We start from the raw sequence: 24,547 nt of genomic DNA, 5'->3' as shown, positions 1-24,547 counted from the left end.
GAGCCAGGGAACAAGCGGCGATGAAAGCGGAGAGGAATATGCGATAAATGGGAGGAAAGACACAGATTTCCTGTGCCCCCCTCACCATTAAGAGGTAAATGTGACTGCTTCAGGACTGGAAAGCCAGTGCCCGACGCTCACACCAGCGGAAACCAATTGTTAACAATCCATTCATGGTCAGATAGAGCGCTCCGGCCACGGTGAACACCGCCAGGGTGTCATAGGTCTGGGCGTTGAGACGCTGGGCCAGCCCCATGATGTCCATGATGGTGATGGTACTGGCGAGCGAACTCCCCTTGAGCACCAGGATCACCTCGTTGGAATAGGCGGGGACCAGCCGACGGGCGGCATGGCGGGCCTTCATCCACAGGGTCTGTCCGACGGAGAAGCCGAGCGCACGGCAGGCCTCCACTTCACCGGCGGGGATGGCGTCGAGCGCCCCCTTAAACAGCCGGGTGGAGTAGGCTGCGGTATTGAAACCGAGCGCCAGCACGGCGCAGAACCAGGGTTGCTTGAGCAGCGGCCAGAGCGGCCCCGCCTTGAGCCATTCAAACTGACCAGGCCCGTAGTAGATGAGGAAGATCTGGATGAGCAACGGCGTACCGGTAAAGACCAGTACCCAGAGCTGCACCAGCTGGGTCGCCACCGGAATGCGACGCTCCAGCACCCAGGTCATGCCGGCCGCCATCAGCACGCCCAGGAGCAAGCTGAATGCGGTGAGCTGCAAGGTGATCGCCAGCCCTCCCAGCAGGGTCATCAGGTAATCCTGCATGGTCAGCCTCCGTAACGGCGGGTATAGCGGGACGCCTGCTTCAAGCCGAATTCACTCACCAGACTGATGGCCAGATAGATGAGGGCGGCAGCGGCGTACCAGGTGAAGGGTTGATAGGTGCTGGCCGACGCCATCTGTGCCTGACGCATCATCTCGTTTACCCCGATGAGGGAGACCAGAGCGGTGTCTTTGAGCAGCACCAGCCACTGGTTGCCCAGCCCCGGCAGGGCGTGACGCCAGGCCTGGGGCAGCACGATGCGAAAGAAGGTGTGCCCCTTGCCCAGGCCGAGCGCCTGCGCCGCCAGCCGCTGCCCCGTGGGCACCGCATTGAGGGCGGCACGCAGGGTCTGGGTGGCGTAGCTCGCAAACAGCAGGGAGAGCGCCAGCACACCGCAGGCGAACGGGCTGAACTCCACATACTCCCCGGTGATGAGGAACAGCACCTGGGTCGAGCCGAAGTAGATGAAGAGCACCACCAGCAACTCGGGCAGACCACGGATCAAGGTGGTCAGGGTGGCCACGGGCCACACCAACGCACGCTGCTTGCTCAACTCAGCCGCACTGAATGCCAGTGCCAGCACCATGCCACCGACCAGGGATGCCAGGGCCAGCCCGAGGGTCATCCAGGCTGCATCCAACAACAGGCTCAACATGGCTTACTGCGCGAAGTACTTGTCATAGATCTTCTGATAGGTGCCGTTGGCCTTGATCTCGGCCAGCCCCTTGTTCAGCTGGGTCAGCAGTTCCTGGTTGCCCTTGGCCACCGCGATGCCAAAACCGGTACCGAAGTACTTGGCGTCGGTCACCGGGGTACCGACCACGGCGTATTCCTTGTGCTGCTTGAGCCAGTCGGCGGCCACCGCCGTATCGGCAAACACTCCGTCAGTGCGGCCATTCATCATGTCGAGGAAGGCGCTCTGGTAGCTGGCGTAGGGCACGGTCAGCAGACCCTTGCTCACCCAGTTGTCCACCAGATAGGACTGGTGAGAAGTGCCGTTCTGCACGCCAACTGTCTTGTCCACCAGATCGTCCGGCCCCTTGAAGGTCTCTTTCTTGGCGACGAACACCGCGGAGTTCTCGTAATAGATGTCGGAGAAGTCGACCTGGGCAGCCCGCTCCGGGGTCACGTCCATGGCGGCGATGACGGCGTCATAGCGACGGAACTTGAGGCTGGGGATCAGGCTGTCGAAGGCCTGGTTGTGGAAGCTGCACTCCAGCTTGGCCTGCTCGCAGACAGCGCGGGCCAGATCGATGTCAAACCCCTGGAACTCGTTCTTGTCATCCAGGTATTCGAACGGCGCATAGGTTGCCTCGGTGGCGAACTTGATCTCTTTGGCCAGCACAGAAGTGCTCAGCAGACCCATGGCGGCGATCAGCAACAGACTCTTTTTCATGACAGCTTCCTTATCGACTCAATATCAATGCATCAAGAATTCGGCAAACCGGCTGGTTTGCGGGGACTGGAAGATGGCGGCGGTGCCGGATTCGATGATCCGCCCCTTCTCCAGATAGATCACCTGACTGGCCACCTTGCGGGCGAACTCCACCTCGTGGGTCACCACCACCTGGGTGATGCCGGTCTGGCTCAGAGTGCGGATGATCTCCGCCACCTCTTTGGTAATTTCGGGATCCAGGGCAGCCGTCGGTTCGTCAAACAGCAGCACCTGGGGATCCATCATCAGGGTCCGGGCAATGGCGACCCGCTGCTGCTGGCCACCGGAAAGCCGTGCGGGCCAGGCGTCCCGTTTGTCGGCCAGTTGCAGCTGGGCCAGCAAATAGGCCCCTTTCTCGATGGCCGCGTCGCGGCTCATGCCGAGCACCTTGACGGGCGCTTCAATCAGATTCTCCATCACGGTGAGGTGCGGCCACAGATTGTACTGCTGGAACACCATGCCCACCTTGCGGCGCAGCGCCTGTGCCTGACGGTTGAATTCGGCAGTTGAGAGGCTGGACGGGAAAGAAAATTCACAGTCTGCGATGCGCAACACACCGGCATCCGGCGTGTCCAGCAAGTTCATCATGCGCAGCAGAGAGCTCTTGCCTGCCCCGCTCGGGCCCAGCAATACCAAGGTCTCGCCGGGAGCAGTCCGAAAGCTCACCTGCTGCAGTACCGGCACCTTGTGCCAGGATTTTTCGATGCCGATTAATTCGATACCCATACAGCCCAATTGAATAAGTTTTCAAAATTTCGTCCTGATTCTAGCGCCAGCATAAGTTGATGCAAGCTATATTTGAATCAATATGCAGAACAAGCGCCGCTTCCTTGCCAAAACAGGCATATGAATGCAAAATAGCAGCGCTGTTCGTATCTACCGCCTGAGCGTGACAGGCGGTCACTCCCCTCATTCGTGAGTCCAAGATGAAACATAACGACAAGCAAGAAAAACTGGCCAAGGCCTTTAAAGCCTTGCTGAAAGAGGAGCGTTTCGGCTCCCAGGCAGAGATAGTGACTGCCCTGCAAGAGATGGGCTTCGAGAACATCAACCAATCCAAGGTCTCGCGCATGCTGAGCCGCTTCGGCGCCGTTCGCACCCGCAATGCCAAGATGGAGATGGTCTACTGTCTGCCGGTGGAACTGGGCGTGCCCACCACCTCCAGCCCCCTCAAGAACCTGGTGCTGGATGTCGACCACAACGGCGCTCTGGTGGTGATCCACACCAGTCCCGGCGCAGCCCAGCTGATCGCCCGCCTGCTTGACTCCCTCGGCAAGGCCGAAGGGATCCTCGGCACCATCGCCGGTGATGACACCATCTTCATCACCCCGACCAGCGATACCGACATCGAGGAGCTCTACCTCTCCGCCCTCGAGCTGTTCGAGCAGACGCCCTGATCCGATCGCCTTGGGCGATCCGCACAAAAATCCCGGCCTTGGCCGGGATTTTTTGTTTTGAGCGGTCGGCAGGCCGGGTTTATTTGCCCTCGGCCACCAGAAAATCGACGGAAGGGGCGAAGAAGGCCGCGCCGGTCACCGTCCGGGTGAAGCGCAGCAGGTGGTCGAAGTGGCTGCCTTCCCCTTTGTACATGCTGGCCAGCATGGCGTTGAAGTGCAGCGGCGTGCGGCAGCAGGAGATGAAGTAGAGCCCCTGCTCGCTCATGGTGCCCCAGGGCATGCTCTGGCGCAGGATCTCCATGGACTCCCCCTTCGGGGTCTTGAGGTTGACCCGCTTGATGTGGGAGGTGAGCGGCTTGTCGGCGGACTCGTATTCGATGTTGTCGACCTTGGTGCGGCCTATGATGTCTTCCTGCTCCTTCAGGGCCAGCTTCTCCCAGTCGCTCATGGCGTGGACCCAGCGCTGCACGTGGATGTAGGAGCCACCGGCGAACTCGCCGCCGTCCAGCAACGCCACCTCGGCTCGGTGCTCATCCTGCGGGTTCTCGGTGCCGTCGACGAAACCGGTCAGATCCCGGCAATCCTGGTTGCGAAAACCGCGGACTTCCTCGGCCAATTCAACAAGCCCGGCCAGCAGGGCCATGACGCGATGACCGGCATGATGCAGCACGTCCACCCGATCAGCACGCAATTGTACGAAGAGATCGAACGGGGTATTGGGGGCCTCCTGACCGTTGGCGGATTGCGCCATGAAACCGCGGAACTGGGGCGGCCGGGCGGCAGGATAGAGATCATCCCAGGCGTCGGCCCCGACGGCGACCAGACCGCTGAAAGCCGCATCGGGGAAGTCGGCGCTCACCGCCTCCCAGAGTGCTGGCAGGCTGGCAAGGCGGGAGGTCAGGGCAGCGGCGTCACCGGTGCGATTGAACATCAGATAGAGGGCGTGCAGATTCGGCTCTGCGCAGATCCCGGCTTGGGCTTTCATGTCTCTCTCCAAGTGCGTTGGCTATGGGCGTGGCGCGATTATAAACCAGCGCGCTTCCAGTTCATTGATTTCATGACAATACCACGCACTCAGGGCAAGGGGTCAAACAACACCAGGGCATGAGGCGCCACGGTCACCCGCGCGCGCTCCCCTTCCAGGGGCTCACCGATGCTGGCTTCCAGTTGCTGGCCGCCACACTCCACCAGTACCCGGCAGTGATGGCCCAGGAACTGTTGCTCACGCACCCGGAGCTCACCGTCATCCGCCGCCGTCAGCGCCAACTGCTGGGGTCTGAGCATGAGCTGCAGCCGCTCCCCCACCGCGCGGCCATGGGGCTCCTGACCGCAGATGGTTCCAAGGAGGGTCTGCACGCAGTGGCTGTCCACCACCTCGGCCGCCAGATAGTTGACCCCGCCGAGAAACTCCGCCACGAAGCGGTTCCCGGGGCGGCGATAGAGCTGCTCCGGCTCCCCCACCTGCTCGATGCGACCGGCGCGAAACAGGGCCAGCCGATCGGCGAAGGCGAAGGCCTCTTCCTTGCTGTGGCTGACGAAGATGGCGCCAATGCCCTGCTGTTTGAGCAGGGTGCGGATCTCGAGGATCAGCTTCATCCGCACCTGGGTGTCGATGTTGGAGAAGGGCTCGTCCAGCAGCATCAGGCGCGGCTTGCACACCAGGGCGCGGGCGATGGCCACCCGCTGCTGCTGGCCGCCGGAGAGCTGATGGGGATAGCGCTCCCCCAATCCCTGCAGGTTGACCAGCGCCAGCGCCTCTTCCACCTGCTGCAGGCGGCTGCCGCGATCCTGCCCGGTCAGGCCGAAGCCGACGTTCTCGGCCACCGTCAGGTGAGGAAAGAGAGCGTAATCCTGGAAGATCATGCCGATATGGCGGGCCTCCGGCGGCACACTCACGCCGGGGGCATCGAGCAGGGTCTCTCCCAGCCGGATCTCCCCCTGGGCCAGGGGCAGCAGACCGGCCACCGCCTTGAGCAGCGTGGTCTTGCCACAGCCGCTGGCCCCCAGCAGACAGACGATCTCGTTGTCGGCCACCTGCAGGGAGAGCTGCTCCAGCACGGGGCGGCCATTGTAGTGACAGCTGACCTTCTCGATATTCAGGCAGGACAAGGTTCTTTTCCTCTCGCGTAGTGATGCCGGACGGGGCCGCTCAATGGCCTGGACCATCCAGGGTACGGTTTATCCACAGCAGGGGAATCAGCCCCACCAGCACGATGACGATGGCACCGAGCGCCCCCCGCTCCAGCATCTCGTCCGAGACGAACTGATAGACGTGGGTCGCCAGGGTTTCGAAGTTGAACGGCCGCAGCAGCAGGGCGGCGGGCAGCTCCTTCATGGATTCGATGAACACCAGCATGGCGCCGGCAAAGAGGCCGCGGCGTACCAGCGGCAGGTGAATGCGACGCAGCATGCCGCCCGCCCCCTGCCCCAGAGAGCGGGCCGCCATGTCGAGGCTGGGGGAGATCTTGCTCATGCTGCTCTCCACCGACCCGATGGCGATGGCGACGAAGCGCACCAGATAGCCGAACACGATGGCGGTGAGGGTGCCGGTCAGGAGCAGACCGGGGCCCGGCATCCCGAGCCACTCGGCCAGATCGTTGATGCCAAAATCCAGGGCCGTGAGCGGCACCAGCACGCCGATGGCCAGCACGGTCCCCGGCATGGCATAGCCCATGGCGGCGAGGCGCAGGGGCAGCAGGCTGCGAGTCCCCCCATCGAGGCGACGGAAGAAGCCGAGCAGCAGGGCAATGGCCATGGCCAGCAGGGCGGTCAGGGCCGAGATGGCGAGGCTGTTGCCCGCAAAGCGCACGAATTCGGGCGTCCACGACAGCGCGAAGTAACGCACCCCGTAATCGAGCAGGATGACGAACGGCAGGGCGAACCCCGCCAGCACCAGGCCCCAGCACCAGAGCCCGGCCAGCACGCCCCTCAGGCCCCCGAGGGGGTAACGCAGGGGCTGCTCGAAGCCCATGGACTTCTGGAACACCTGCTGGCGCTGGCGGGAGCGGCGCTCCAGCGCGATGAGCAGCACCACCGCCAGCAGCATCAGACAGGAGAGCTTGGCGGCGGTCGCCAGGCTGCCGTAGCCGAGCCAGGTGTCGTAGATGGCGGTGGTCAGGGTGTTGATGGCAAAGAAGTGGACGGTGGCAAAGTCCGCCAGAGTTTCCATCGCGACCAGAGATGCCCCCACCATGATGGCCGGGCGGGCCAGGGGGAGGCTCAGGCGGCGAAAGCTCTGCCAGGGGGTGCAGCCGAGCAGACGGCTGGAGTGAATGAGGCTGACCGACTGCTCCAGGAAGGAGGCCCGTGCCAGCAGATAGACATAGGGGAAGAGCACCAGCGCCAGCACCCAGGCGGCGCCCCCGAGGGAGCGAATGGCCGGGAACCAGTAGTCGGTCGGTCCCTGCCAGCCAAACAGGGCACGCAGCCCCGCCTGCAGCGGGCCCGAGTAGTCGAGCAGGTCGGTATAGACGTAGGCAACGATATAGGAGGGCATCGCCATGGGCAGCATCAGCGCCCATTGCAGGGCGCGGCGCCCCGGCACCTCGCACATGGCCACCAGCCAGGCGGTGGGCACTCCGAACAGCAGGCTGAGGCAGACCACCCCCAGCACCAGGCCGGACGTGTTTCGCAGATAGTCGGGCAGTACGGTATCGGCGAGGTGGGCAAACAGTTCCCCATCAGCCGAGAAGGCGGAGAAGACCAGGGCGAGTACCGGCAAACCCAGCAGCAGGGCGGTGGCCCAACTGCCGGCAATCCATCCAAAATGTTTCATGAGTCCACAGAAGTTGATGGGGCCGTTGGCCCCATCTGATTACAAGTCGAATTTCACTTCATCCAGCAGTTGCAAGGCGTCCTTGCGGTGCTTGGCATAATCGCTGACCGGCATGGGGTCAGACTTGAACGTGCCCCAGGACTTGACCATGGCAGAAGGCTCGACCCCCGCCTTGACCGGGTACTCGGCATTCACATCCGCATACATGTGCTGGGCGGTATCCCCGGAGAGGAACTCCATCAGCTTCTGTGCTGCTTCCTTGTTCTTGGCATACTTGGTCATGGCCACGCCGCTCACGTTGACGTGGGCACCGCGATCACCCTGGTTCGGGAAGTTGATTTCCACCGCGTCGGCCCAGGACTTCTGCGCCGGGTCCTTCAACATGGCCCCCAGGTAGTAGCTGTTGCCCAGGGAGACATCACAGATGCCGTCCTTGATCGCCTTGACCTGATCACGGTCGTTGCCCTGGGGCTTGCGCGCCAGGTTGGCCTTGACCCCTTCCAGCCAGGTCTTGGTATCCGCCATGCCGTGATGGGCAATCATGGACGAAACCAGCGCCACATTGTACTCGTGCTTGCCGCTACGGGTACAAATTTTTCCTTTGAATTCAGGCTTGACCAGATCTTCGTAGCGGATGGTGTCGAGCTTGCCGAGACGCTCCTTGCTGGAGTAGATGGCACGCACCCGGGTGGTCAGGGCGAACCAGCGGTTGTCCGGATCGCGATAGATGGCGGGGATGTTCTCCTGCAGCGTCTTGCTGTCCACCGGCTGCACCAGGTCCTTGTCCACCAGCTCGGTCAGACGGCTGATGTCCACGGTCAGCATCAGATCGGCCGGAGAGAGCTTGCCTTCCCGTTCCAGACGCTCGTTCAGCCCCTCTTTGGCAAACACCACATTGACCTTGATCCCGGTCTCCTTCTCGAACTGCTGGATGATGGGCTTGATCAGCTCATCCTGACGGTTCGAATAGACGTTTACCTCCTGGGCGGCGAACGCCGACTGGGCGACAAGCGTGGAGAAAGCCAGTGCCAACATCTTCATTTTCATCATCCGTTCCTTGTCTGCGTAAAGAGTGATAACCATTTTCGTTTGTATTCTGCATGAATCGGGAGGAGAGGATCAAGGCGGTTTGCTGGGTTGGAACGATCTATTTAATCAGCGGCCAAACAAAAAGACCGGATGGAATCCCATCCGGTCTTTCGACGACCACCCATTTACACTGTCGGCAGAACCTGCCCGGACCTTTGCCCGACCCGGCCGGGCAAAGGAGCGTACTCAGAGCGCCTCGTCGTCGCTCTCACCAGTACGAATACGCACCGCTTGCAGCAGGTCATAGACGAAAATCTTGCCGTCACCGATCTTGCCGGTATAGGCCGCCTTGCAGATGGCCTCGATCACCCCTTCGACGTTCTCGTCTGCGGTGGCGATCTCCAGCTTCACCTTCGGCAGAAAGTCGACCTGGTACTCGGCCCCCCGATATAATTCGGTGTGCCCCTTCTGGCGACCAAAACCCTTCACTTCGGAGACGGTCAGGCCTTCCACCCCCAGGTTGGCGATGGCCTCGCGCACGTCGTCCAACTTGAAAGGTTTGATAATCGCAGTAATCAGCTTCATCTGGTTGCTCCCAATCCATGGTATGTCACGAATGGGTCATCAATTCTTGTGCCAAGTATTTTTATCGTTTATTTTCATATAGATAGATATGACATTCTGAGCCAGAAAGGCTCAGGATCACCAAGGAAGCGCATCTCGCCCCATAATGAGGCACCAAGCTGCACCAGACTCCCTTGATGCACCAAATGAGAGCATCACCCCATGTTAGTCATCTCCAACAGCGTGATCATCCCCTGGCATGAACTGCAATTCCAGACCATGCGGGCCCAGGGCAATGGCGGCCAGCACGTCAACAAGACCGACTCCGCCGTCTGGCTGCGCTTCGATTATCGCGACTCCCCCAGCCTGCCGCCGCTCTACAAGGAGGGACTGGAGCGGCTCAGCGACAGCCGGGTTCACGACGGCTTCATCCAGATCAGGGTCGAGACCCATCGCAGCCAGGACATGAATCGCAAGGAGGCCATGAGCCGCCTGACCGAGCTGCTGAAAAAAGCCGCGTGGCGCCCCAAGGCCCGCCACGCCACCAAGCCGACCCGCAGCTCCCAGCGCAAGCGGGTCGATGCCAAGAAACGCAAGGGAGAGATCAAATCCACCCGCGGCAAGCCCGTGCTGGAGTGACCTGCCACAACCCCGAGGACAAGAGAATGCAGTACAGCTTTTGTGAGTGCGCCAAGGGGCCCCTGCTCATCGCCATCGATGGAGCCGGGCTGCGCCACGTGGAATTCATGCAAGGGGAGCGCCCCGTCCTGCCGCAACCGGAGTGGCAGCGGGATGATGCCGCCCTGGCCCCCTTCGTCGAGCAGTTTGCCGCCTACTTTGCCGGCCGCCTGCGGCGCTTCGATCTCCCCCTGGCCGCCACGGGCACACCATTCCAGCAGGCCGTGTGGCAGGCGCTGTGCGACATCCCCTACGGCGAGACCGTCAGCTACCTCCAGATTGCAGAGGCCATCGGCAACCCCAGGGCGGTGCGGGCGGTGGGCGCCGCCAACGGCCGCAATCCCCTCAGCATCATAGTGCCCTGCCACAGGGTCATAGGGCGCAGCGGTGAACTGATCGGCTACGGAGGAGGCATCCCCATCAAGCGCTGGTTGCTGGCACTGGAGCAGGAGACCGCAGACCACTTCGCGCTGACCCCATGAAAGGGCGCGCCTCCTGTCAAATGCGGATTGCGGGTGCAGGCACCACAGACCACAGGCCACTCGCGCGGATCCTCTGACGAGCGGCATCTCCATCACATACGAGTTGCTGGTCCCAACAACAGACCGCAGGCGGCGTTGCACTGCCCATGACGGGAAACACCCCAATCACATGCTGGTTGCTTGCCATCTGGCAGCATGGTTACATGATGCGTTGAGCCGGCACCGGGATAATCTGTCGCCGGATCCGCCCCATGGCAGGAGCGTGCCCACCGCCCCGATTCATCTTTCCTTTGAGCCGCACAACAAAATAAATCACCGATTATTTATTTTATTTCAGCATCAAACATTTAAAAATCACATTGCAGCAGCATTTTGAAAATGAACACAGTATGAAGAATCGCCTCAGAAGCGCTTCAGAGAGCATCAGGCATCATGGCTTCACACTTGGATGGGACGGCTCATCCCTCATTCAGGTGGCACCCATGTGACGCTTCCAATCTGTCTTTTCCCCGCGCCTCCCCAGAGGCGCTTTTTTTTGCCTGCAAGCGGGTGCAAAAAAGCCCGCCGAAGCGGGCAATGATTGGAAGGTGCTGACTTCCAGGGTCTATCAGAGGGCGAGGAACAAGCCTGCCAGGGAGGCGCTCATCAGGTTTGCCAGCACCCCCGCCAGGATGGCGCGCATGCCATAGCGGGCGATGAAGGACTTGCGCTCCGGCACCATGGCCCCCAGGCCGCCGATGAGGATCGCCATGGAAGAGATATTGGCGAAACCGCACAGGGCGAAGGTGACGATGGCCTTGCTCGACTCGTTCAGGGTCTGATCCTGCACCAGGGCGATGAAGGCGACGAACTCGTTGATGACGATCTTGGTGCCGATCAGGGCACCAGCCGCCTGGGCCTGATCCCAGGGAACGCCGATGAGCCAGGAGACGGGGGCAAACAGCCAGCCCAGGATGATCTGGAAGCTCAGCTCCAGCCCCACCAGGTCGCCGGCCCAGCCCAGCAGGCCGTTGAGCAGGGCGATCACGCCGACGAAGGCCAGCAGGGTCGCCCCCACGGCGACGGCGATGTTGAGACCCGCCATGGCACCATCGGCGGCCGCTTCAATGACGTTGGTGGCGCGGGGGATCTCCACGTCTTCGTGGTGATCTTCCTCTTGCGCGGCGGGCGGCACCAGGATCTTGGCCATGGCAAGCCCGGCAGGGGCGGACATGAAGGCCGCCGCAATCAGGTATTTCAGCTCGACCCCGATGCTGGCGTAGCCCACCAGGGTGCCGCCAGCTACCGAGGCCAGCCCGCAGCTCATCACCGCAAAGAACTGGGAATCGGACATCCTGGAGAGATAGGGTTTGACCACCAGCGGCGCTTCCACCATGCCGACAAAGATGTTGGCGGTGGCAGAGAGGCTCTCGGCGCGGCCGGTGCCCAGCAATTTCTGCAGGCCGCCGCCGAGCAGGGCGATCACTTTGGGCATCAGGCCGATGTGATAGAGGATGGCGATCAGCGCGGAGAAGAAGATGATCACCGGCAGCACGTTGAAGGCGAAGATGAAGCCCAGCTTGAACTTGGCCAGATCCCCGAACAGGAAGGCAATCCCCTCCTGGCCGTAGCCGATGACGCTGCTGACGCTCTCGCTGACACCGTTCAAGACCTGCTGACCGGCGGGCAGCCAGAGCACCAGGGCGGCGAAGAGCACTTGCAGGCAGAGGGCAAAGCCCACTGTTCGCAACGGGATACGACGACGATTATCAGAGCAGAGTGCGGCCAGGGCCAGGATGCTCAGGATACCAAGCAGGGCAATCATGGGGATTCCATCCAGTGAGGCTGAAGATGGGCGCGGATTCTGCTCCCCTCCCCTCACCGCCGCAACCCCGCCGGGTTACAACCCTGTTAGCAAAAACGTTTGCACGATATCGGTTGCGCCAACTGACTGATTTGACACAACTTTGAAACCGCACTCACGCCAGTGTTCTTGTATGGAAACGATTATTCCTCGGTGCAGGACAATTTCCCCCCGAGCCAGGGTGCGAGTCGCTGCGCCCAGTAGGGCCCGGGTCCGAAGCTCTCCTTGAGGAAGTCGATGAAGAGGCGGATCTTGGGATCCAGATGCTCTCGCCTTGCATAGACGGCGTGCACCGCCATCTTCTGGTTCGGTTGCCACTGGGGCAGCAGAGGGATGAGCTGACCAGATTGCAGCTCCTTGTCCAGCAGGTAGTTGGCCACATAGGCGATGCCGAGCCCGGCCAGGGCGGCGTCCCGCACCGCTTCCGCCAGATCCACCCGATAGTTGCCCGCCACCTGCACCGTCTGGCGCTCCTTGCCCTGGCGAAATGACCACTCGTGGTAGCGCCGCTCCCGGCTTTGGTAGGTGATGCAATTGTGATGGGCCAGATCCCTGGGGTGCAGTGGCGTGCCGTGACTCAGCAGATAATCCGGCGAGGCCACCAGCACGAAGCCGATGTCTGCCAGTCGCTGCCCTACCAGGGACTCGGGTTTGTCCTCGTAGGTGGTGATCCAGAGATCCAGCCCCTCATCCACCAGATTGGTGCGGTGATCGAACAGGGACACCTCCAGCTCCAGATCCGGATAACGTGCCTGAAACGCCTTGAGGCGCGGGATCACGTGCAACCTCCCGAAGGATTGACCAACCCCCAGATGGAGCACGCCGCTCACCTTGCCACGGCGCTCCGCCACCATGGACTCCGCCTCCAGTGCCACCGCCACCAGAGCGCGGCAGTGGCGGGCATACTCCTGACCCAGTTCGGTGAGCCCGAAACGGCGGGTAGTGCGCTGTACCAGCTGGGCGCCGAGCGCGGTTTCCAGCAGGGCGAGCTGCTTGCTGATGTGGGATTTGGAGACCCCGAGGCGGCGCGCAGCCGCCGAGATGCCCTGTTCACGAACCAGGGCATCGAAGATCACCATTTGGGGAAGACGTTGCAGCACGGAGTCACCGGAGTGGATGGCGGGGCCGCATTATTCCAGAGCGGCTCGCCATGGGGTAGGGTCAGTGCCCCAGGGCATCGATGATCTGCTGTTTGAGAGGATCATCCGACGGATTCTGGTTGGCGCCATAGCTCGCAATCAGCTTGCCGTCCCGCCCGACCAGGTACTTGTGGAAGTTCCAGTTGGGCGCATCACCGTCGGCAGCAGCGGCCAGCCCCTTGAACAGCGGCACCGCATCCGAACCCCGCACCGCCACCCGGTTGAACATGGGGAAGGTCACCCCGTAGTCCCGGCGGCACACCTCGGCGGTCTTGTTCTCGTTGCCCGCCTCCTGCCAGAAATCGTTGGAAGGGAAGCCCAGCACCATCAGCCCCTTCTCCTTGTAGCCCTGATAGAGGGCTTCCAGATCCCGGAACTGACCGCTGTAACCGCAGTAGGAGGCGGTGTTGACCACCAGCACCACCTTGCCCTCGGTCAACTGGCAGAGGTTGTGGCGCTGGGTGCTGTTGAGCTCCCGCATCTCCACGTTGAAGTAATCGGGGCAGGCGGCGGAGACCGCACCCGAGCCGAGCATCAGCAGCAGGGTGAACCATTTCATCGACGTGACTCCCATTGTTTTGTCCATCATACGCAAGACCCCGGAATCTGGTTCAGGGATCAGTGCAGGGGGATCCCGGTCAGCCAGCCGTGTCCCCAGAAGATAAGCAGAGCCGTGAGGGCCAGCCCCGCCCCCAGACTGATCCCCGTCCCCTGCCAGGTGGCGGCGGCACGGGGGTGACGGCCCCACTCCCGCATCGAAATCCAGGCGATGCTGATGAGAGCCCAGAGACCGAGCCCGCCAAACAGCACCAGGGAACGCGCCTCGCTGTTCACCGCCAGATGGGCCCCCGACCAGAGCAGCACCCCGAGCAGCTGGGGGTGCACCAGCCAACGACGGAAATGGTTCGCCCCCTGCCCCGCACACAGCAGGACAAGGGCGATCGGCATGATCCCCATCACCAGGGTGGGCCCCCAGACAGGCAGAAAATAGAGGGGCATGGGGCTGGCACTGCGCCAGCCTGCGAGGATGCCGCCGATGGCGACGAACACCAGCAGCGAGAAGAGCCCCTTGTAGCGGTTCTCCCCCAGCCGCTCCCGCAGACGGGCGCGGTGCTGTGCCGCGAAACAGGGGTAAAGATGAGTCAGGGTGAACAACACCACCCCCAGGGTCAGCAGGATCATGGCTCGCTCCTCGCATATTGCCCCCCGGAATGGGAAGCCCTCCCTCAGGCGGGCCTTGTTTCTCGTGGCTCCCTCACTGTCGGGAGATCACTATGCCGCAAAGCCCCTTGTCAGAATACAAAAACCATATGAAAGACAGCAGGATAATAAAAAAAGCCGACCCAAGGATCGGCAAGTGCGTCAGAGGTGCCACGCCGGGCCGCTCACTCTGCTGCACGGGGCAGGGTCAGGCCGATGCACCGCATCGGCCAGGAGAGAGGGTCATTTGCGCAGCAGGTAGAGAGCCGCCACGTTGCGGGCCGTGAGCTGCAGGTTGGTGGTGGCGGTGGCCAGCGCCTCCGGCAGGGACATGGCCCGATTGACCACGGCGAACACCGCATCCAGCCCGTGCTCGTGCACCACGCCGCAGTCATCGGTGAGGCATCCGGCGATGCCGATCACCGGCTTGCCGAACTGCTTGGCACAGCGAGCCACCCCGATGGGCGTCTTGCCGTGGATGGTCTGGCTGTCGATGCGGCCCTCGCCGGTGATGACCAGATCCGCATCGGCCACCGCCTCGGCCAGGTTCAGCGCCTCGATGACGATCCGGATGCCGGGTTTGAGCTCGGCGCCGAGCAGCCCCACCAGGGCTGCCCCCATGCCGCCTGCGGCCCCCGTTCCCGGGATCTCCTTCACCTGCTTGCCAAGCGCCTGCTCGATGCAGTCCGCGTAACGGGCCAGATTGGCATCCAGCTCGGCCACCATCTCGGGAGTTGCCCCCTTCTGCGGACCGAACACGGCGGACGCCCCTTTCGGGCCGCACAGCGGATTGTCCACGTCGCAGGCCACCTCGATGGTGAGTCCGGTCAGACGGGGATCCAGCCCGCTCAGGTCGATGGTGGCCAGCTCGGCCAGACCGGCACCGCCCGGCGCGATGGGGGTACCATCTGCTTTCAGGAGCTTGCCGCCGAGTGCCTGGATCATGCCAGCACCGCCGTCATTGGTGGCGCTGCCGCCGATGCCGAGGATGAGGTGGTTCACCCCCATCTCCAGCGCGGCCAGGATCAGCTCCCCGGTGCCGACACTGGAGGTGAGCCGCGGATTGCGCAGCTCGGGCGCCACCAGATGAAGGCCGGAGGCCGCCGCCATCTCGATGACGGCGCGCTTGCCATCCTCCAGCAGGCCCACGAAGCCCTGCACCCTGTTGCCGAGGGGGGCGGTCACCTCGACCGGCAGGATGCGACCACCGGTGGCATCCACCAGAGACTGCACCGTCCCCTCGCCGCCATCGGCCATGGGCAGCTTGACGTAGGTGGCATCCGGCAGCACCTGCTTGAAACCGGCCTCGATGGCATCGGCCACCGCCATGGCGCTCAGGCTCTCCTTGAATGAATCGGGGGCGATCACAATTTTCATATCAGTTCCTTAGGCGAGGCCAAACACGCCAAACATCAGGGTGGAGACAACGGCGATGGTCAGACCGACCGCGGTTTCGTAGGGGATGAGCTTGAGCCGCTCGCCGACGCCCATGTGGACGCTGCCGCCGGTGGCATGGAAGAAGGAGCCGTGGGGCATGTGGTCAAACACGGTGGCGCCGGCGTGGATCATGGCGGCCCCTGCCAGGCTGCTGATCCCCAGTTCAATCAGAGTGGCGCTGAACACGTTGGAGGCCACCACAGTCCCGGCCGTGGTCGAGGCGGTCGCCAGCGACATCAGGGCACCGGAGATGGGGGCCAGCAGATAGGAGGGCAGACCGGAAGCGGTCAGGCCGCTGATGAGCACATCTTTCAGGCCGGAGTTGGCGATGATGCCCGCCAGGGTACCCGTCCCCAGCAGCATGATGGCCACCGGCGCCATGCGGGCCAGGCCCGAGACGGCAAACTGGTTCACCTTGGTGAACTTGCCCATCATCAGGGCACCGACCAGGCCGCCGAGAGGCAGCGCAATGAGCGGGTCCACCACGATGCCGGCGATGGGACGCAGGGCCAGCAGCAGGATGGCGACCAGGGGCGCACTGATGGCGGCGGCAAAGCCGGGCAACTTGGCACCGTCAAAGCTCACCACCTCGTCGGCGGCCACCTTGCTGCCCCGGTTGTTGAGGCGCTTGGCGAGCCAGTAGGCCATCACCAGACCGAACAGGCCGGGAATGATGCCCGCCGCCATCACCGAGGTGAGAGGCAGGTGGAAGGCATCGGCTGCCGCGATGGCGTTGGGGTTGGGAGACATGACGTTGCCCGCCTTGCCACCGCCGATCATCGCCAGCAGGATGGCCGCCTTGGAGAGATCGGCACGGCGGGCGATGGCCAGCGCAATGGGGGCGACCGTGATGACGGCCACGTCCACGAAGACGCCGACCGCGGTCAGGATCAGGGTGGCCAGCGCCAGGGCCAGCAGGGCGCGGGTTTCGCCGAGTTTCTTGACGATGGTCTCGGCGATGGTGGTGGCGGCGCCCGATTCGATGAGCACCCCGGCCAGCACACCCGCCGCCAGGATCCGCATCACTGCCGTGGTGATCCCCTGGGCGCCGCCGATCATCAGGGCGACGGTCTGGGTCAGGTCGGCGCCACCGATCAGGCCACCGGCCAGGGCACCGACAATCATGCCGTAAGCGGGCGGCACCTTCTTCAGGATGAGGAAGATGGCGATGGAGAGCGCGGCGAGCGCGCCGAGCGCGGAGACTGGGATCATGACGGGCACCTTGTTGTTGTAATGAGTGGCGCCATTATGGGGATCCCCGCCTGGAATGCTTTGGCCATAAAACCAAAAAAAGCATTTACCGGCCTTGTATTTTTGTTGGAAAAGACAAATCAGCTATCGAGACTGAGCCCGAGATAGAGCAGAAATTTGTCATCTAACTTGTTGAAATTCAAACCGGTTATCTGCTCTATCCGGGTCAGTCGATAACGCAGGGTGTTGGGGTGAATGAACAGGGCTTCGGCACAGGGATGCAGATCACAATCCTGCAAGAAATATTGGCGCAGCGTCTTTTGCAGCGTTCCCTTTGTGTCCTCCTGCGCCAGCTTTTGCAGCGGAGCCCGCAGCTGATCCGCCTGCCAAGAGTCCGCCAGGGTGCCGAGCAGCACTGAGAGCCGGTAATCCTCGAAGAAATAGACCTGCTTGCGGGGCGACTGGCGCATGCCACGGCGCAAGGTGTCTCGCGCCGTCTGGTAGGAGAGCGCCAGCCCGGGGATGCCGGCGAAGTAATCACCCACCCCGATGCGAACCTTGAAATGGGGAATACGGGAGAGCAGCTGCCGGATCCGGCTGCGCTCCTGCGCCGACTGCCAGACGCCGTCGCTGAGCTGGGCGGGTTTGAGCACCACTATCTCGTCCAGGCCGTTGATGGCCACCAGGTTGTCCCGCTCCGGGTTTTCCAGCAGGTGAACCAGCTCCCTCACCTGGGCGGGCTCGGCCTCCTCCAGCGCCAGCACGGCCACCACCCGGGGCTGGGCGAGATCCAGCTCGAGGAAGCGGGCCACCTGTTGCAATTGATCGGCCCGCCCTTCGTCGCGAATGAGCTGCAACACCAGCTCCTCCTTGTGGCGCTTGTCCCACTGCAACTGCTCGGTGAGCGCCGCCTGTTCCAGGATGAGCTCGGCGGTCATGCGCACCAGCTCGGCGTAAGCACGCACGATGTCCGGATCCCCAGAGATGCCGATGACACCGAGCAGCTCCCCCTGATAGGCGATGGGCAGGTTGATGCCGGGCCTCACCCCCTTGAGCTCCCGGGCGGTGGCCTCGCTTATCTCCACCACCCGGTTCTCGGTCAGGGCCAGCACGGCCCCCTCGTGGCGCTGGTGCAGCCGCTCCGGATTGCCGGACGCAATGATGAGTCCCCGTTCATCCATGACGTTGACCGAGAACGAGAGGATCTTCATCGCCCGGCTGACTATCTGATGCGCGAGCGCGTCGTTGAGCTGCATTACCTCTCCATACCATTCGTTGACAGGGTCCCCGGCGTGCGCCATCACCGGGATCACCCGTTAAAGATCCCACATCATCAAGACAAGCGCGGGGGGGATCGCTAGAATAGGCCACTTTACGCTATCAGTGCCCCACCATGGATCAAGGATCCGGCATCATGCCGCTTTGCGCCGTGGTGGTTTCACCCTCCGATATGGACTCCGCTATGGATTATGAATTTCGCCGCGACCCGTTCGGTGGCTATCGCGCCCGGTTCTCCATGGGCCATGAAGCCATCGGCCAGTGGTTGATCGACGAGGTGGGCAAGGACGAGGAGAAGCTCGACGAGCTGTTCGCCATCATCGACCAGCTCTCCAGCCGGACCCGCACCGAATACCGGCTGCTGGGGGGCGACTACTCCCTGCTGCTGACCCACGAGGAAGCCGAGGTGAAGGCCAATGTCCTCAATATCGAGCAGGACGAGGATCTCGACGATCTCGCCTACTACGATGATGAACAGCTGGCCATGTGCGGGCTGGAAGATTTTGCCCAGGTACTCGGCTCCTGGCGCGCCTTTATCCGCAACGAGGATATGGGCTGATTACCCCCATTCGGGCGAGCATGCCCCTTGCAACCCAACAGGATTGACTATGTCCATTTACGATTTTGATGACGAACTGCCGGAAGACGAGCTGGATCAACCGAAGAAACCCGCCCAGCCCAAGAAGAAGGGCAAGCAGGTGCTGAACACCCAGGTCAACCTGAGCCCGCGCGATGCCAGCCGCCTGAACGGCATGCACGTCGAGGCCATCACCACCCTGGATGACGTCAGTCTGCCGAAGAACGTCATCTTCAAGGCCGGTCTCATCGCCCTGGGCGAGCTGGAAGCCAGCAAACGCGCCGACATCATCGCCCGGGTCATCGCCGAGTCCGGTCGCTGATACGGGAAGGCCATCGCCTCTCTCGGTGGCATCTTGCCGCCGTCCAAGCCGGAGCCCAGCTCCGGCTTTTCATTGCGCGTCTTCTGCCGGCCAGTCTCGGCCACCCCCTTTTCCTTGAACCAGACCATGGGGATCGTTAAGGTGCGCCCTTCATTCATACAAGGAGACTCGATGTTACCACTCCCCGATATCCTCATCTGGCTCGTCCTGGGGCTGGCCGTACTCTGCTGCCTCGCCCGCCGGACCAGGCCCGGCATGCTCCTGCTGGGACTAGCCCTGCTTACCGCCCTCTGGCTTGAGCGACTCGCGCCCCTCGCCGCTCTTGTCAGCCTCGCCGGTCTGCTGCTGGCCTGGCGTACCCCCACCCTGCCCCCACCCTGGCGCGGCGTCGCACTGACGCTGGTACTGCTGTGGTCCCTCGCCCTGACGCTGCATCTGGTGCCAGGCTTTGACAATCTCAGGGTGCTCGACAAGGTACAGGCGGGCCCGGCCAGCGTGCCCTTCACCCTCTACCTCAATCTGGACAAGCCGCTCATTTTCTTCGCCCTGCTGCTGGCCATCCCCGGCCTGCTCGGCCCGGGTGGAACGATGCGCTGGCGGCCGCTGGCCCTGCTCATCCTGCCGCTCGCTGCCCTGCTCATCACCGCCTGGCAACTGGGCGCCCTCAAACCCGAAGCGGGACTGCCCCACTGGTGGTGGCTGTTCGCGTTCAACAACCTGCTGTTCACCTGCGTGGCGGAAGAAGCGCTGTTCCGGGGATGCATCCAGCAAGGGGTGGCAAGCCGAAGCACGCCCTGGGCAGGTCTCCTGGTCGCCAGCCTGCTGTTCGGCGCAGCCCATCTTGCCGGTGGCCCGTTGCTGGTGTTGTTCGCCGCGCTGGCGGGGGCCTGCTATGGCCTGGCGTTCCAGCTGAGCGGGCGCCTCAGTGTCGCCATCCTGCTCCACTTCCTGTTCAACTTCGCCCACCTGGCCCTGTTTACCTATCCCCTGGCCAGCCACTGACGTCGAGCACAGGTTCACCGGGCAAAAAAATGCCCCGCCCCCGTGGGGGCAGGGCATCTGCATTCACCCTGCAATCTAGTCGACGTAGAAGGTCTGCTGGAAGGTCAGCGTCTGCTGCTGCCCCTCCCCCATGATCTTCAGGGTGAACTGGTAGGTGTCCTCATTGCGATAGGGCAGCACTGCCAGGTAATAGATGGCATTCCCCTCTTTCACCTCCTGAAAATTCAGGGGGCGAAGGGTGCCGGTCAGATTGCGGGCTTCGCCGCTGATCCCCACCGCCTGTGCCACCCCCTGCTTGTTCTGCACCGCGATATTGACGATGCCGTTATAGCGGCTGCGCTCCAGGCCATAGGTCCTGGCTACCTCGGGGGTGAGGAAGCTGGAGTTGAACGCGCTGTAGTGCACTTTCCAGGGGCCCAGCTCCTGCATCTGCTCAGCCCGCAGCGGCAGCGTCATCAGGAGTGCCAGCAGGCAACTCATCCAGGCTGTTTTCATGATGTCATCCCTCTCGTATCAACCCTGATTATCGAGCAGAGCGGCAATCTCGGCGGGGATCTGTTTTGGCGCGTCGATGGCGACCGTCTTGTGCCGACCCAGCTCCCCCCGCAGGATGCGAACCTGCCCCTTGGCCACCTTGCACTGCTTGGCCAGGTACTTGATCAGGTGACTGTTGGCCTGACCATCCACCGGCGGTGCCGTGATGGCCACTTTCAACTCGTCACCGTGCAATCCGATGATCTGATCCCGGCTCGCCTTGGGCTGGATCATCAGATGCAACACCAGCTCGTCCCCTTCCAGCAGGACAGCGGGCATCAGATCATCCACCACAACTGGCCGAACAGATCCCCCATCAGGTAGTTGATGGCCTGCAGCGCGATGAAGGCGACCAGCACGGAGAGATCCAGCCCGCCCAGTGCAGGCAGGATGCGGCGAATGGGGGCCAGGAAGGGTTCAGTGAGCTGGTGCATCACGTATTCAATGGGGTTGCGACCCTGGCTGACCCAGCTCAGGATGGCGCGGATCAGCAGGATCCAGAAGATCATGGAACCCGCCTTCTTCAACACGGTGAGCGTCGCAAACAGACAGAGAGTGAGCCAGTCCGCCTGCAGCACATTCATGCTCTTGAGCAGGACCAACTTGCCAAAGGCGATCAGCAGCGCCAGCAGCACAGAGGCCATGTCCAGCCCGCCAAAACCCGGGATGACGCGGCGCAGGGGCACCACCAGCGGGTTGGTCAGCTTGACCACCATCTGGCTCATGGGGTTGTAGAAGTCGGCCCGCGCCCACTGCAGCCAGACCCGCAGCAGCACCACCATGAGGTAGAGATCAAAGACAGTGTTAATCAAAAAGTAAGCCGTGTTCATCCGGGCTCCTTGCTAAAAGGGATTCAGAAAAGGGTTTCCATTTCGCCGGCCCGGGTAACGGCCGCCTGCATGGCTCTTGCGGTCAGCGGCATCAGCCCCTGCTCCTGGAATGTCTTGACGGCCTCGGCCGTGGTCCCGCCCTTGCTGGTCACCTGCTCGCGCAGGGTCTGCAGCGACAGATCGGGATTTTGTTCCACCATGGCGGCCGCCCCCAGGGCGGTTTGCTGCACCAGCAGACGAGCCTGCTCCGGCGTAAAGCCCATGGCCTCGGCCTCCTCGGCAATCGCCTGCATGAACAGGAAGAAGTAGGCCGGGGCACTGCCCGCCGCCGCAATGACGCCATTGATGCCGGCCTCCTGCTCCACCCAGAGGGTCTTGCCCACGGATTGCATCATCTGTTCGGCCACCGCCCTATCGGCCTGCCCGATGGCGGGCGGTGCATAGAGCCCGGTCATCCCCAGCCCCAGCAAGGAGGGGGTGTTGGGCATGGTGCGAATGATGCGATCGTGACCGCCTGCCATCTCCTGCAAGCGCGCGACGCGAATGCCGGCAGCGATGGAGATGAGCAACTTGCCATCCAGCGAGCCAAGCTCGGCCACCAGTGCCGTCAGCATGCCCGCCATCAGCTGGGGCTTGACCGCCAGCACGATCACCTCGGCCTCCCGGGCCGCCTCGGCGTTGTCCTGGGTGATACGGATGCCGAACTGGCTGGCCAGTTCGTCCAGCTTGGGACGGCTGGGATTGGCGGCGATGATACGCTCTGCCGGGTAACCCGCCTGGATGAGGCCGGCAATGATACTGCGGCTCATGTTGCCTGCCCCGATGAAGGCGAGGGTTCTCTGCTGCATCAAACACTCCTGTTACTGACATCGCAGCGGATGCCGACCCAGCCTGTGCGGGCTGACAGCATCACACGCGCCTGTTTACCTGAAAAAAGCACGACCGGGATGTTTCTCGCCCCGGCTCTTGCTCATGAATAGTCACGGGCCCCGAAGATGGCGGTCCCGACCCGCACCATGGTGCTGCCATGGGCAATGGCCGGCTCGAGATCCTCGGTCATCCCCATCGAAAGGGTGTCGACGCTCGGGTATTGTTGCGCAAGTTCGGTGAACAGAGCCTGCATGCGCGCCATCTGGGCCGCCAGCACCCCCTCGTCGCGGGTATGCTCGGGGATGGCCATCAGACCGCGCAACCGCAGCCGCTCGCTTTGGGCCACCAGGGAGGCCAGGCGGAAAATCTCTTGCTCCGACGTACCGGATTTGCTGCTCTCTCCGCTAATATTGATTTGCAGACAGATATTTAGCGGCGCGAGCCCACTCGGTCTCTGGTTGTTGAGGCGTTCGATGAGCTTGTCGCGATCGACACTTTGAACCCAGTCGAACCGCTCCGCCACCAGCTTGGACTTGTTCGATTGCAGCGGGCCGATAAAGTGCCACTCTATGTCTGTACAGGCGTTCTGCTCGCGCAAGGCATCAATCTTGAGCGCGGCCTCCTGGGCGTAGGATTCGCCAAAGCGCCGCTGACCGGCGGCATAGGCAGCCTGAATGTCCCCCAGCGGCTTGGTTTTGCTGACAGCAAGCAACTGGATGTGATCTGGGCTGCGGCCAACACGCCGGGCAGCCTCTACAATACGTTCCTTTACCTGAAGCAGGTGCTGGGCAATCTGGCTCATATTTCGTTCGTAATCTTGTGATGGGAGAATAACAAATCTATGGATATCACAGAGTTATTGGCATTCAGTGTAAAGCATAAGGCCTCGGATCTACACCTCTCGGCCGGGGTCCCCCCGATGATCAGGGTTGATGGGGAGGTTCGCAAGATCAATTTGCCCGCCCTGGATCACCGGGAAGTCCATGCTCTCATTTACGACATCATGAATGACCACCAGCGCAAGGAGCTGGAGGAGAACTTCGAGGTGGACTTCTCCTTCGAAGTACCCGGCATGGCACGCTTTCGGGTCAACGCCTTCCAGCAGGCGCGCGGCTCGGGCGCGGTGTTTCGTACCATCCCGAGCACCGTTCTGACCCTGGACGATCTGGGGGCGCCGGAGATATTTCGCAAGATAGCGGAGTACCCTCGCGGCCTGGTGCTGGTGACTGGGCCCACCGGCTCGGGCAAATCCACCACCCTGGCCGCCATGGTCGATTACATCAATGACAACTTCCACCACCACATCCTCACCATCGAGGATCCCATCGAATTTGTGCACGAGAACAAGCGCTGCCTGGTGAACCAGCGGGAAGTACACCGCGACACCAAGAGCTTCAGCAACGCCCTACGCTCGGCCCTGCGGGAAGACCCGGATATCATCCTGGTAGGTGAAATGCGGGACCTCGAAACCATCCGCCTCGCCATGACCGCCGCCGAAACCGGTCACCTGGTGTTTGGCACCCTGCACACCTCCTCGGCCGCCAAGACCATCGACCGCATCATCGACGTCTTCCCCGGCTCGGAGAAGGACATGGTGCGATCCATGCTCTCCGAATCCCTGCGGGCGGTCATCTCCCAGACCCTGCTCAAGCGTATCGGTGGCGGCCGGGTGGCGGCCCACGAGATCATGCTGGGGATCCCGGCGGTGCGAAACCTCATCCGGGAAGACAAGGTGGCCCAGCTCTATTCCGTCATCCAGACCGGGATGACCCACGGCATGCAGACCATGGACCAGAGCCTCAAGCAGCTGGTCAACCGGGGGGTCGTCGCCTCCCTTGATGCCAAGGCCAAGGCTGTCGATCCCAATACCATTTAAGCTCGCACACCCAAGGAATCGCCATGAACATGGATGTTCTGCTCGCCGCACTGGTTGAACAAAAGGGCTCGGATCTCTTCATCACGGTCGATGCCCCCCCGACCCTCAAGGTCAACGGGCGTCTGGTGTCGCTCGGGCCGGCTCCCCTCGACAAGACGACGGCGCTGGCGTTGATCAGGGAGAGCCTGGACGAGTATCTATTCACCAGGACGGGGTTGACGGCATCAGTTCTGCCGGGATGGGATAATCTGTCTTCTCGATGCACGCCCTGACCACGGCCCTCAACCACTCCTGTGGGCAGCGGCCCAATCGCTTGCC

At 62.4% G+C, this 24,547-nt stretch carries 28 protein-coding genes and 1 pseudogene; 8 read left to right on the top strand and 21 right to left on the bottom strand.

The window, feature by feature from the left end:
* Positions 1-109: 109 nt before the first annotated feature.
* The 4 genes from artM to PG896_RS04435 are packed head-to-tail and all read right to left on the bottom strand — an operon-like array spanning position 110 to position 2,931.
* Positions 110-772 (bottom strand): arginine ABC transporter permease ArtM, encoded by a 663-nt coding sequence (artM, locus tag PG896_RS04450; RefSeq protein WP_270835395.1) that lies wholly within the window; start codon positions 770-772, stop codon positions 110-112.
* Between the two features lie 2 nt (positions 773-774).
* Positions 775-1,425 carry an arginine ABC transporter permease ArtQ gene (gene artQ / locus PG896_RS04445; protein WP_125117090.1) on the bottom strand — a complete coding sequence of 217 codons (651 nt, stop codon included), beginning with the start codon at positions 1,423-1,425 and terminating at the stop codon, positions 775-777.
* 3 nt (positions 1,426-1,428) lie between these two features.
* On the bottom strand, positions 1,429-2,166 hold the full coding sequence (locus PG896_RS04440; protein ID WP_010673073.1) for an arginine ABC transporter substrate-binding protein: 738 nt from the start codon (positions 2,164-2,166) through the stop codon (positions 1,429-1,431).
* A 24-nt stretch (positions 2,167-2,190) separates the two neighbouring features.
* Positions 2,191-2,931: an ATP-binding cassette domain-containing protein gene (locus PG896_RS04435; RefSeq protein ID WP_041210949.1), complete on the bottom strand. Its 741-nt coding sequence runs from the start codon at positions 2,929-2,931 to the stop codon at positions 2,191-2,193.
* A gap of 200 nt (positions 2,932-3,131) precedes the next feature.
* Here PG896_RS04435 and argR point away from each other — a divergent pair, with 200 nt between their 5' ends.
* Complete coding sequence (argR, locus tag PG896_RS04430; protein ID WP_005308670.1) at positions 3,132-3,602, top strand: transcriptional regulator ArgR; 471 nt, start codon at positions 3,132-3,134, stop codon at positions 3,600-3,602.
* 79 nt (positions 3,603-3,681) lie between these two features.
* Here argR and PG896_RS04425 read toward each other — a convergent pair whose 3' ends face one another.
* The 5 genes from PG896_RS04425 to glnK all read right to left on the bottom strand — a co-directional run bounded on the left by PG896_RS04425 (position 3,682) and on the right by glnK (position 8,991).
* Positions 3,682-4,587 (bottom strand): Dyp-type peroxidase, encoded by a 906-nt coding sequence (locus PG896_RS04425; RefSeq protein WP_270835394.1) that lies wholly within the window; start codon positions 4,585-4,587, stop codon positions 3,682-3,684.
* 89 nt (positions 4,588-4,676) lie between these two features.
* Positions 4,677-5,711 carry an ABC transporter ATP-binding protein gene (locus PG896_RS04420; RefSeq protein ID WP_104455236.1) on the bottom strand — a complete coding sequence of 345 codons (1,035 nt, stop codon included), beginning with the start codon at positions 5,709-5,711 and terminating at the stop codon, positions 4,677-4,679.
* A gap of 40 nt (positions 5,712-5,751) precedes the next feature.
* The gene (locus PG896_RS04415) at positions 5,752-7,377 is read right to left on the bottom strand and encodes an ABC transporter permease (protein ID WP_151027177.1); all 1,626 of its coding nucleotides are present in this window, start codon (positions 7,375-7,377) and stop codon (positions 5,752-5,754) included.
* 39 nt (positions 7,378-7,416) lie between these two features.
* Entirely contained in the window at positions 7,417-8,424 is a 1,008-nt protein-coding gene (locus PG896_RS04410; protein WP_202040298.1) for a Fe(3+) ABC transporter substrate-binding protein, read from the bottom strand.
* Positions 8,425-8,652: 228 nt separating this feature from the next.
* On the bottom strand, positions 8,653-8,991 hold the full coding sequence (glnK, locus tag PG896_RS04405; protein ID WP_005332325.1) for a P-II family nitrogen regulator: 339 nt from the start codon (positions 8,989-8,991) through the stop codon (positions 8,653-8,655).
* 201 nt (positions 8,992-9,192) lie between these two features.
* On the opposite strand from glnK, the gene arfB reads away from it, so the two are divergent.
* Positions 9,193-9,609: an alternative ribosome rescue aminoacyl-tRNA hydrolase ArfB gene (gene arfB / locus PG896_RS04400; RefSeq protein ID WP_010673067.1), complete on the top strand. Its 417-nt coding sequence runs from the start codon at positions 9,193-9,195 to the stop codon at positions 9,607-9,609.
* Between the two features lie 26 nt (positions 9,610-9,635).
* The gene (locus PG896_RS04395) at positions 9,636-10,130 is read left to right on the top strand and encodes a methylated-DNA--[protein]-cysteine S-methyltransferase (protein ID WP_270835393.1); all 495 of its coding nucleotides are present in this window, start codon (positions 9,636-9,638) and stop codon (positions 10,128-10,130) included.
* A 607-nt stretch (positions 10,131-10,737) separates the two neighbouring features.
* Here PG896_RS04395 and PG896_RS04390 read toward each other — a convergent pair.
* From PG896_RS04390 to PG896_RS04360, 7 genes are all read right to left on the bottom strand, one after another.
* Positions 10,738-11,934, bottom strand: a complete 1,197-nt coding sequence (locus PG896_RS04390) for a NupC/NupG family nucleoside CNT transporter (RefSeq protein ID WP_041214468.1) — start codon at positions 11,932-11,934, stop codon at positions 10,738-10,740.
* Positions 11,935-12,116: 182 nt separating this feature from the next.
* Positions 12,117-13,052: a LysR family transcriptional regulator gene (locus tag PG896_RS04385; RefSeq protein ID WP_069652342.1), complete on the bottom strand. Its 936-nt coding sequence runs from the start codon at positions 13,050-13,052 to the stop codon at positions 12,117-12,119.
* Positions 13,053-13,134: 82 nt separating this feature from the next.
* Complete coding sequence (locus PG896_RS04380) at positions 13,135-13,671, bottom strand: glutathione peroxidase (protein WP_010673063.1); 537 nt, start codon at positions 13,669-13,671, stop codon at positions 13,135-13,137.
* A gap of 59 nt (positions 13,672-13,730) precedes the next feature.
* On the bottom strand, positions 13,731-14,294 hold the full coding sequence (locus tag PG896_RS04375; RefSeq protein WP_201955400.1) for an NnrU family protein: 564 nt from the start codon (positions 14,292-14,294) through the stop codon (positions 13,731-13,733).
* A gap of 261 nt (positions 14,295-14,555) precedes the next feature.
* Positions 14,556-15,689, bottom strand: coding sequence for a glycerate kinase (locus PG896_RS04370; protein ID WP_270835392.1), 1,134 nt, complete (start codon positions 15,687-15,689; stop codon positions 14,556-14,558).
* 9 nt (positions 15,690-15,698) lie between these two features.
* Positions 15,699-16,961: a GntP family permease gene (locus PG896_RS04365; protein WP_039039966.1), complete on the bottom strand. Its 1,263-nt coding sequence runs from the start codon at positions 16,959-16,961 to the stop codon at positions 15,699-15,701.
* Positions 16,962-17,080: 119 nt separating this feature from the next.
* Positions 17,081-18,196 (bottom strand): sugar diacid recognition domain-containing protein, encoded by a 1,116-nt coding sequence (locus tag PG896_RS04360; protein WP_171864934.1) that lies wholly within the window; start codon positions 18,194-18,196, stop codon positions 17,081-17,083.
* 206 nt (positions 18,197-18,402) lie between these two features.
* On the opposite strand from PG896_RS04360, the gene PG896_RS04355 reads away from it, so the two are divergent.
* The 3 genes from PG896_RS04355 to PG896_RS04345 all read left to right on the top strand — a co-directional run bounded on the left by PG896_RS04355 (position 18,403) and on the right by PG896_RS04345 (position 20,119).
* Positions 18,403-18,777, top strand: coding sequence for a YacL family protein (locus PG896_RS04355; protein WP_171864935.1), 375 nt, complete (start codon positions 18,403-18,405; stop codon positions 18,775-18,777).
* Positions 18,778-18,826: 49 nt separating this feature from the next.
* Positions 18,827-19,117 carry a hypothetical protein gene (locus tag PG896_RS04350; protein WP_039039963.1) on the top strand — a complete coding sequence of 97 codons (291 nt, stop codon included), beginning with the start codon at positions 18,827-18,829 and terminating at the stop codon, positions 19,115-19,117.
* 171 nt (positions 19,118-19,288) lie between these two features.
* Positions 19,289-20,119, top strand: coding sequence for a CPBP family intramembrane glutamic endopeptidase (locus PG896_RS04345; protein WP_042864458.1), 831 nt, complete (start codon positions 19,289-19,291; stop codon positions 20,117-20,119).
* 75 nt (positions 20,120-20,194) lie between these two features.
* On the opposite strand, the gene PG896_RS04340 is transcribed toward PG896_RS04345, so the two are convergent.
* The 5 genes from PG896_RS04340 to PG896_RS04320 form a co-directional block, all read right to left on the bottom strand.
* A complete protein-coding gene (locus PG896_RS04340; RefSeq protein WP_049636470.1) occupies positions 20,195-20,614 on the bottom strand; it encodes a DUF4426 domain-containing protein in 420 nt (139 codons plus the stop codon).
* Between the two features lie 18 nt (positions 20,615-20,632).
* The gene (yggU, locus tag PG896_RS04335; RefSeq protein WP_010673054.1) at positions 20,633-20,932 is read right to left on the bottom strand and encodes a DUF167 family protein YggU; all 300 of its coding nucleotides are present in this window, start codon (positions 20,930-20,932) and stop codon (positions 20,633-20,635) included.
* A complete protein-coding gene (locus PG896_RS04330) occupies positions 20,932-21,483 on the bottom strand; it encodes a YggT family protein (protein ID WP_010673053.1) in 552 nt (183 codons plus the stop codon). The genes yggU and PG896_RS04330 overlap by 1 nt, the downstream gene beginning before the upstream one ends.
* A gap of 23 nt (positions 21,484-21,506) precedes the next feature.
* A complete protein-coding gene (gene proC, locus PG896_RS04325) occupies positions 21,507-22,331 on the bottom strand; it encodes a pyrroline-5-carboxylate reductase (protein WP_069652221.1) in 825 nt (274 codons plus the stop codon).
* Between the two features lie 122 nt (positions 22,332-22,453).
* Positions 22,454-23,155 (bottom strand): YggS family pyridoxal phosphate-dependent enzyme, encoded by a 702-nt coding sequence (locus PG896_RS04320; protein ID WP_042864460.1) that lies wholly within the window; start codon positions 23,153-23,155, stop codon positions 22,454-22,456.
* A 39-nt stretch (positions 23,156-23,194) separates the two neighbouring features.
* Between PG896_RS04320 and tapT the strand changes: the two genes are divergently transcribed.
* Together tapT and PG896_RS04310 are read left to right on the top strand one after the other, a co-directional pair.
* Positions 23,195-24,229 (top strand): type IVa pilus ATPase TapT, encoded by a 1,035-nt coding sequence (gene tapT / locus PG896_RS04315; RefSeq protein WP_010673050.1) that lies wholly within the window; start codon positions 23,195-23,197, stop codon positions 24,227-24,229.
* 23 nt (positions 24,230-24,252) lie between these two features.
* Positions 24,253-24,438, top strand: a pseudogene (locus PG896_RS04310) (type IV pili twitching motility protein PilT); the annotation flags it as partial.
* Positions 24,439-24,547: the final 109 nt, after the last annotated feature.

Source organism: Aeromonas sp. QDB30 (assembly GCF_027707645.1).
Classification (GTDB): Bacteria; Pseudomonadota; Gammaproteobacteria; order Enterobacterales; family Aeromonadaceae; genus Aeromonas; species Aeromonas caviae.
The sequence above is the reverse complement of the archived record's forward strand: the minus strand, read 5'-3'. Positions and strand labels throughout refer to the sequence as shown.

Excerpts from the sequence above, each read along its gene's own strand:
- PG896_RS04375 (WP_201955400.1), bottom strand. The coding sequence starts at position 14,294 with ATGATCCTGCTGACCCTGGGGGTGGTGTTGTTCACCCTGACTCATCTT.
- PG896_RS04340 (WP_049636470.1), bottom strand. The coding sequence starts at position 20,614 with ATGAAAACAGCCTGGATGAGTTGCCTGCTGGCACTCCTGATGACGCTG.
- PG896_RS04390 (WP_041214468.1), bottom strand. The coding sequence starts at position 11,934 with ATGATTGCCCTGCTTGGTATCCTGAGCATCCTGGCCCTGGCCGCACTC.
- tapT (WP_010673050.1), top strand. The coding sequence starts at position 23,195 with ATGGATATCACAGAGTTATTGGCATTCAGTGTAAAGCATAAGGCCTCG.
- PG896_RS04440 (WP_010673073.1), bottom strand. The coding sequence starts at position 2,166 with ATGAAAAAGAGTCTGTTGCTGATCGCCGCCATGGGTCTGCTGAGCACT.
- glnK (WP_005332325.1), bottom strand. The coding sequence starts at position 8,991 with ATGAAGCTGATTACTGCGATTATCAAACCTTTCAAGTTGGACGACGTG.
- PG896_RS04320 (WP_042864460.1), bottom strand. The coding sequence starts at position 23,155 with ATGAGCCAGATTGCCCAGCACCTGCTTCAGGTAAAGGAACGTATTGTA.
- argR (WP_005308670.1), top strand. The coding sequence starts at position 3,132 with ATGAAACATAACGACAAGCAAGAAAAACTGGCCAAGGCCTTTAAAGCC.
- artQ (WP_125117090.1), bottom strand. The coding sequence starts at position 1,425 with ATGTTGAGCCTGTTGTTGGATGCAGCCTGGATGACCCTCGGGCTGGCC.
- PG896_RS04380 (WP_010673063.1), bottom strand. The coding sequence starts at position 13,671 with ATGAAATGGTTCACCCTGCTGCTGATGCTCGGCTCGGGTGCGGTCTCC.
- PG896_RS04365 (WP_039039966.1), bottom strand. The coding sequence starts at position 16,961 with ATGATCCCAGTCTCCGCGCTCGGCGCGCTCGCCGCGCTCTCCATCGCC.
- PG896_RS04345 (WP_042864458.1), top strand. The coding sequence starts at position 19,289 with ATGTTACCACTCCCCGATATCCTCATCTGGCTCGTCCTGGGGCTGGCC.
- PG896_RS04395 (WP_270835393.1), top strand. The coding sequence starts at position 9,636 with ATGCAGTACAGCTTTTGTGAGTGCGCCAAGGGGCCCCTGCTCATCGCC.
- PG896_RS04330 (WP_010673053.1), bottom strand. The coding sequence starts at position 21,483 with ATGAACACGGCTTACTTTTTGATTAACACTGTCTTTGATCTCTACCTC.
- PG896_RS04435 (WP_041210949.1), bottom strand. The coding sequence starts at position 2,931 with ATGGGTATCGAATTAATCGGCATCGAAAAATCCTGGCACAAGGTGCCG.
- proC (WP_069652221.1), bottom strand. The coding sequence starts at position 22,331 with ATGCAGCAGAGAACCCTCGCCTTCATCGGGGCAGGCAACATGAGCCGC.
- PG896_RS04350 (WP_039039963.1), top strand. The coding sequence starts at position 18,827 with ATGTCCATTTACGATTTTGATGACGAACTGCCGGAAGACGAGCTGGAT.
- PG896_RS04360 (WP_171864934.1), bottom strand. The coding sequence starts at position 18,196 with ATGCAGCTCAACGACGCGCTCGCGCATCAGATAGTCAGCCGGGCGATG.
- artM (WP_270835395.1), bottom strand. The coding sequence starts at position 772 with ATGCAGGATTACCTGATGACCCTGCTGGGAGGGCTGGCGATCACCTTG.
- PG896_RS04415 (WP_151027177.1), bottom strand. The coding sequence starts at position 7,377 with ATGAAACATTTTGGATGGATTGCCGGCAGTTGGGCCACCGCCCTGCTG.
- PG896_RS04425 (WP_270835394.1), bottom strand. The coding sequence starts at position 4,587 with ATGAAAGCCCAAGCCGGGATCTGCGCAGAGCCGAATCTGCACGCCCTC.
- PG896_RS04410 (WP_202040298.1), bottom strand. The coding sequence starts at position 8,424 with ATGAAAATGAAGATGTTGGCACTGGCTTTCTCCACGCTTGTCGCCCAG.
- PG896_RS04385 (WP_069652342.1), bottom strand. The coding sequence starts at position 13,052 with ATGGTGATCTTCGATGCCCTGGTTCGTGAACAGGGCATCTCGGCGGCT.
- PG896_RS04355 (WP_171864935.1), top strand. The coding sequence starts at position 18,403 with ATGGATTATGAATTTCGCCGCGACCCGTTCGGTGGCTATCGCGCCCGG.
- arfB (WP_010673067.1), top strand. The coding sequence starts at position 9,193 with ATGTTAGTCATCTCCAACAGCGTGATCATCCCCTGGCATGAACTGCAA.
- PG896_RS04370 (WP_270835392.1), bottom strand. The coding sequence starts at position 15,689 with ATGAAAATTGTGATCGCCCCCGATTCATTCAAGGAGAGCCTGAGCGCC.
- yggU (WP_010673054.1), bottom strand. The coding sequence starts at position 20,932 with ATGCCCGCTGTCCTGCTGGAAGGGGACGAGCTGGTGTTGCATCTGATG.